At 60.6% G+C, this 5,316-nt stretch carries 6 protein-coding genes; 1 reads left to right on the top strand and 5 read right to left on the bottom strand.

Annotation, left to right across the window (positions count from 1 at the left end):
• Nucleotides 1–157: 157 nt before the first annotated feature.
• The 4 genes from IAE39_RS28835 to IAE39_RS28820 all read right to left on the bottom strand — a co-directional run bounded on the left by IAE39_RS28835 (nt 158) and on the right by IAE39_RS28820 (nt 3,890).
• Nucleotides 158–883 carry a dienelactone hydrolase family protein gene (locus IAE39_RS28835; RefSeq protein WP_201207864.1) on the bottom strand — a complete coding sequence of 242 codons (726 nt, stop codon included), beginning with the start codon at nt 881–883 and terminating at the stop codon, nt 158–160.
• Nucleotides 884–957: 74 nt separating this feature from the next.
• Nucleotides 958–2,865 (bottom strand): molecular chaperone HtpG, encoded by a 1,908-nt coding sequence (gene htpG / locus IAE39_RS28830; RefSeq protein ID WP_201207863.1) that lies wholly within the window; start codon nt 2,863–2,865, stop codon nt 958–960.
• A gap of 69 nt (nt 2,866–2,934) precedes the next feature.
• A complete protein-coding gene (locus IAE39_RS28825; RefSeq protein ID WP_201207862.1) occupies nt 2,935–3,417 on the bottom strand; it encodes a PaaI family thioesterase in 483 nt (160 codons plus the stop codon).
• Entirely contained in the window at nt 3,414–3,890 is a 477-nt protein-coding gene (locus IAE39_RS28820; RefSeq protein WP_201207861.1) for a PaaI family thioesterase, read from the bottom strand. The genes IAE39_RS28825 and IAE39_RS28820 overlap by 4 nt, the downstream gene beginning before the upstream one ends.
• Nucleotides 3,891–4,044: 154 nt before the next feature.
• Between IAE39_RS28820 and IAE39_RS28815 the strand changes: the two genes are divergently transcribed.
• Nucleotides 4,045–4,329 (top strand): hypothetical protein, encoded by a 285-nt coding sequence (locus IAE39_RS28815; RefSeq protein ID WP_201207860.1) that lies wholly within the window; start codon nt 4,045–4,047, stop codon nt 4,327–4,329.
• A 67-nt stretch (nt 4,330–4,396) separates the two neighbouring features.
• Here IAE39_RS28815 and IAE39_RS28810 read toward each other — a convergent pair whose 3' ends face one another.
• Nucleotides 4,397–5,146: a DUF599 domain-containing protein gene (locus tag IAE39_RS28810; protein WP_201207859.1), complete on the bottom strand. Its 750-nt coding sequence runs from the start codon at nt 5,144–5,146 to the stop codon at nt 4,397–4,399.
• Nucleotides 5,147–5,316: the final 170 nt, after the last annotated feature.

The following is a 5,316-nucleotide window of genomic DNA, read 5'->3' as shown; positions in this document are numbered from 1 at the left end:
CCCTCGGACCGAGTTGCCATGGTCATTTTGGGGCTGCTTTGCAGCCCATCGCGACACAAGGCCGCTCCTACAGGGGAGCGCGCAAGTCATCATCAACGCGATCTTCTGTAGGAGCGGCCTTGTGTCGCGAATGGGCCGCAACGCGGCCCCTGCAATTTCAGCGCTGGAACACTTCGCTCAGCAGGTTATGCATCGAACGGAACGCCCGCTCCGAGGTGCGCCGGTCATACTGCATCTTGCCCGGCACGTTGGCATTGGGGTCGGTAAACGAATGCACGGCCCCGCCATAGCTAAGCAACTGCCAATCGACCTTGGCCGCATTCATCTCGTCTTCAAACGCCGGCAACTGCTCTTTCGGCACCAACGGGTCCGATGCACCGTGCAGCACCAGCACCGAGCCCTTGATGCGCTTGGCATCCTCAGGGTTCGGCGTGTCCAGGGTACCGTGGAACGACACCGCCGCACGCAGGTCGGCCCCCGTGCGCGCCAACTCCAGCGCACAGCAACCACCGAAGCAGAAACCGAAGGTGGCAACCTTGCCCGGCTCCAGCAGCGCCTTCGACTGGCCCAGCAGCTGCGCCAGGGCTTCCTGCATGCGCTTGCGCAGTTCGCCACGGTCGTTTTTCAGCGGCATCATCGCCGCGCCAGCCTCGTCGGCATTGGACGGGCGCACCGATTGCCCGTACAGGTCGGCAATCAGCACCACATAGCCCTTCTCGGCCACTTCCTTGGCAATGCGCTCTGCACCTTCGCCAATACCCATCCAGTTCGGCGCCATCACCAACCCAGGGCGGCCCAACGCGCCTGGCTCATAGACCAGACGGCTTTCGTAGGTTTTGCCGGACAGGTGATAGACCAGCGATTCGACGATTACTTTGCTCATCAAGCACTCCTTTGGCACTTCTCACAGGCAGCCATGAAAAAAGCCCGCCGAAGCGGGCTTTCCTTTGCATCAACTCAAGCAGACAGCTCGACCAACAGCTTGTTCAGGCGACGAACGTACGCCGCCGGGTCCTTCAAGCTGTCACCGGCCGCCAGGGCCGCCTGGTCGAACAAGATGTGCGACAGCTCGGCGAAGCGGTCTTCGCTCTGCTCGTTGTCCAGCTTCTCGATCAGCGGGTGGCCTGGGTTGAACTCGAAGATCGGCTTCGATTCCGGCACCTTCTGCCCGCTGGCTTCCAGAATCTGGCGCATCTGCAGGCCCAGGTCCTGCTCGCCAATGGCCAGGATCGCAGGCGAATCGGTCAGGCGGTGCGAAACGCGCACTTCGGCCACGCTGTCACCCAGCGCACCTTTCAGGCGCTCGACCAGGCCTTCCTTGTCCTTGGCCACTTCTTCCTGGGCTTTCTTGTCTTCTTCCGAATCCAGGTTGCCCAGGTCCAGGTCGCCACGGGCGACGTCGACAAAGGCTTTGCCGTCGAATTCGTTGAGGTAGCTCATCAGCCACTCGTCGATGCGGTCGGTCAGCAGCAGCACTTCGATGCCTTTCTTGCGGAAGACTTCCAGGTGCGGGCTGTTCTTGACCTGCGCGTACGACTCGCCGGTGAGGTAGTAGATCTTGTCCTGGCCTTCCTTGGCACGGGCCAGGTAGTCGGCCAGGGCGACGCTCTGCTCGCCGCTGTCATCCTGGGTGGAGGCAAAGCGCAGCAGGCCGGCGATCTTCTCCTTGTTGGCGAAGTCTTCGGCCGGGCCTTCCTTCAGCACCTGGCCGAAGTTTTTCCAGAAGCCCTTGTACTGCTCTGGCTCGTTCTTCGCCAGCTTCTCCAGCATGTCCAGCACGCGCTTGGTCAGCGCGGTCTTCATCGAGTCGATGATCGGGTCTTTCTGCAGGATTTCACGCGAGACGTTCAGCGACAGGTCGTTCGAATCGACCACACCCTTGATGAAGCGCAGGTACAGCGGCAGGAACGACTCGGCCTGGTCCATGATGAACACGCGCTGCACGTACAGCTTCAGGCCGCGTGGTGCTTCGCGCTGGTACAGGTCGAACGGTGCGCGGGCCGGCACGTACAGCAGCGAGTTGTACTCGAGCTTGCCCTCGACCTTGTTGTGGCTCCAGGCCAGCGGGTTTTCGAAGTCGTGGCCGATGTGCTTGTAGAACTCCTGGTATTCCTCGTCCTTCACCTCGGTACGCGAACGGGTCCACAGGGCACTGGCGCGGTTGACGGTTTCCCACTCTTCGGCGGCCGGCTGCTCTTCGCCCTCGGCGGCAGCTTGCTCTTTTGGCAGCTGGATCGGCAGGGCAATGTGGTCGGAGTACTTCTTGACCACGTTGCGCAGGCGCCAGCCATCGGCGAACTCCTGCTCGTCCTTCTTCAGGTGCAGGACGATGCGGGTACCGCGCTGAGGCTTGTCGAGGGTGGCAACTTCGAACTCGCCCTCGCCCTTGGACGACCAGTGCACGCCTTCGGCGGCTGGCTGGCCGGCGCGACGGCTGTAGACGTCGACCTTGTCGGCAACGATGAACGCGGAGTAGAAGCCCACGCCGAACTGACCGATCAGGTGCGAGTCCTTCTTCTGGTCACCGGTGAGGTTCTTCATGAAGTCGGCAGTGCCGGACTTGGCGATGGTACCCAGGTGGGCAATGACGTCTTCGCGGCTCATGCCGATGCCGTTGTCCTCGAGGGTGACGGTACCAGCGTCCTTGTCGAAGCTCAGGCGAATCTTCAGGTCAGCGTCGCCTTCCAGCAGCTCTGGCTTGGCCAAGGCTTCGAAACGCAGCTTGTCTGCGGCGTCGGAGGCGTTGGAAATCAGTTCCCGCAGGAAGATTTCCTTGTTCGAGTAGAGCGAATGAATCATGAGGTGCAGCAGTTGCTTTACCTCGGTCTGGAAGCCCAACGTTTCCTTTTGTGTTTCCACAGTCATGGTCTTCGAAACTCCGATCAGATGGCAGTGGCGCCTGGCGGCCAGTTCGGCCTGCGTTATTGGCGGATGTCATTCAGATGGGGGCTGCCCGGATGATTTCAAGGGCTTTTCCGGCTCGATCTTGAAATGCGCGCGGGCCGTGGCGATCGGTGACTGCCTGTCAGCCTGCCAGGCGGTGATGGCGACGTTGGTCACCCGCCGGCCCTGGCGCCACAACTGGCACTGGGCGTAGGTATCGCGAAAATGCCCGGCGCGTAGGTAGTCGATGGAGAAATCGATGATCTTCGGAATGCTCGCGCTGTCGCTGTAGATCAGCAGGTACAGCGCTGCCGACAACTCCATGAAGCCGGCAATCACCCCGCCATGGATAGCGGGCAATAGCGGGTTGCCGATGTTGTCCGGGTTGGCCGGCAGGCGGAACAGCAGGTCATCGCCCTGGCGCTCGCACTCGATGCCGATCAGCCCGGCGTAGGGGATCAGCGCCAGCAAGGGCCCATAGTCACCCTGCGCATGGGCAGCGTTAAGCTGCTGGCGAACGGCGTGCGGAATCATGCCCTGCCCTCCTTCAGGCTGTTGCCGAAGCGGATGCCGCCCTTGATCTCCGGGCCCAGCCGCATGAACGTGCCCACCACCTGGCAAATGGGCTGCTCGGGGTCGTCCTGGTAGGCGGTGCCGCGGGTGAAGATCACGTCCCGGGTCACCCGGTAGCACTGGGCATGCCCGTAGATGTCTTTGCCAGCCTCGGCCGGGTGCATGTAGTCGATACGCAGGTCCAGGGTCGGGCACACCTCGAAACGCGGCAGCACGCATAACGTGGCCATGCCGCAGGTGGTGTCCATCAGCGTGGTCAACGCACCGCCATGCACGGCGCCGGTTTGCGGGTTGCCGACAATGGCCGGCGACCACGGCAGTATCAGGGTCATGCCAACGTCATCGGCTTGCGCCACACGCATTTGCAACAACTGGCAATGTTTCAATGCCGAGAGGAAACGCTCGGCCATGGCCATCAAGGTTGAATCGCTCATTGGCTAGTACCACCTGCCGCGGCAAAACGGCATAAATTCATTAAAAAGTCTATATAGAACGGGGCGTTATATATCTGTAATCTTCGTTGAACTTATTCCACGTAGTGGCACTCGAAGGAACAAGTCACTTATTCCACCAAGGAGAAACACCCCCATGCGTAAACCTTTTGCTTTTGCTCTGATGCTGGCTGCTGCCATGGGCCTGGCCGCTTGCGATAAAGCGAGCGAAGACAAAGCCCAGGACGCACAAGAACATCGTGAACAAGCCCAGGAAAAGATGGGTGATGCTCAGGATAAGATGAACGACGCTGCCAAGGAAAACGCCGAAGCTGCCAAAGATCAGGCCGAAGCCGAGCAGAAGGCTGCCGAAGAAGCCGCACCGGCTACTCCGGCTCCGGAAGCGGCGCCAGCCACCCCGGCCGAACCTGCCAAGCAGTAATCGACCGCAACAAAAAAACCCGACAATGTCGGGTTTTTTTGTGCCTGCCATTAAGAAGTTAAACGTTTCAGTTACTAATAGCTGAACTTTCCTTTACTGCCTCTGTCGGCGCATGTTCGGTCGGTGTGAATACCATGACGTCCAATACATCGGAGTGGAACTCGCGGCGATAGAGAATCAGCACAACCCCCACACTGACGATCATGAACAACCACGGGCTGATGAACCAGGTGAGCATGGCCATGCCAAAGTAATAAGCGCGCAGGCCGAAGTTGAACTGGTTGGCCGCCAGCGATAACACCCGTGCGGCGCGCGAGGCGAACGCCTTGCGCTCCTGTTCGTTGACCAGCCGCTCGCCAATCATCGGGGCCGAGCCCACCAGCACCGCAGCAAAGTTGTACTGGCGCATGCACCAGCTGAAGGTGAAGAAGGCATAGACAAAGACCATGGCCAGGCACAACAGCTTGATCTCCGACATGCCCTGGGAGGCCTGCTGAACCAGTGGCAGGTCCGCCAGCAGCGACAGCGCCCGGTCGGAGGCACCGAGCACGGTGAGGATGCCGGCGAGGATGATCAGGGTACTGGAGGCAAAGAACGATGCGTTGCGTTCAAGGTTGCCGATCACGCTGGCATCGGCAATGCGGTTGTCGCGCAGCAACATGCGGCGCATCCAGTCTTCGCGGTACAGGTGCAGCACACTGGCCAGGCACGCGGTATCGCGGCCCCTCCAGATCGCATAGCGGGTATAGCCACCCCAGCACAGGGCGAACCAGGCGATGGCCAGCAGGTTGTTTAGGTTGCTTTGGATGAAGTTCATGCAGGGTTCCCGAAAGGGCCAGGTGCCTAGAGGATAGGGACCGGGTTTCGACGCTGGCAAGTGGCAAAAGGCACACCTTCGTAGCGAAATCTGCACCGTTAGGCGCCCCATGAGCTTACGCGATCAAGTGTAGGAGCGGCCTTGTGTCGCGATGGGCTGCGAAGCAGCCC

Source organism: Pseudomonas sp. S37, assembly GCF_016658545.1.
Taxonomy (GTDB): domain Bacteria; phylum Pseudomonadota; class Gammaproteobacteria; order Pseudomonadales; family Pseudomonadaceae; genus Aquipseudomonas.
The sequence above is the reverse complement of the archived record's forward strand: the minus strand, read 5'-3'. Positions and strand labels throughout refer to the sequence as shown.

Coding starts and splice junctions, on each gene's coding strand:
- htpG (WP_201207863.1), bottom strand. CDS start 2,865: ATGACTGTGGAAACACAAAAGGAAACGTTGGGCTTCCAGACCGAGGTA.
- IAE39_RS28810 (WP_201207859.1), bottom strand. CDS start 5,146: ATGAACTTCATCCAAAGCAACCTAAACAACCTGCTGGCCATCGCCTGG.
- IAE39_RS28820 (WP_201207861.1), bottom strand. CDS start 3,890: ATGAGCGATTCAACCTTGATGGCCATGGCCGAGCGTTTCCTCTCGGCA.
- IAE39_RS28815 (WP_201207860.1), top strand. CDS start 4,045: ATGCGTAAACCTTTTGCTTTTGCTCTGATGCTGGCTGCTGCCATGGGC.
- IAE39_RS28835 (WP_201207864.1), bottom strand. CDS start 883: ATGAGCAAAGTAATCGTCGAATCGCTGGTCTATCACCTGTCCGGCAAA.
- IAE39_RS28825 (WP_201207862.1), bottom strand. CDS start 3,417: ATGATTCCGCACGCCGTTCGCCAGCAGCTTAACGCTGCCCATGCGCAG.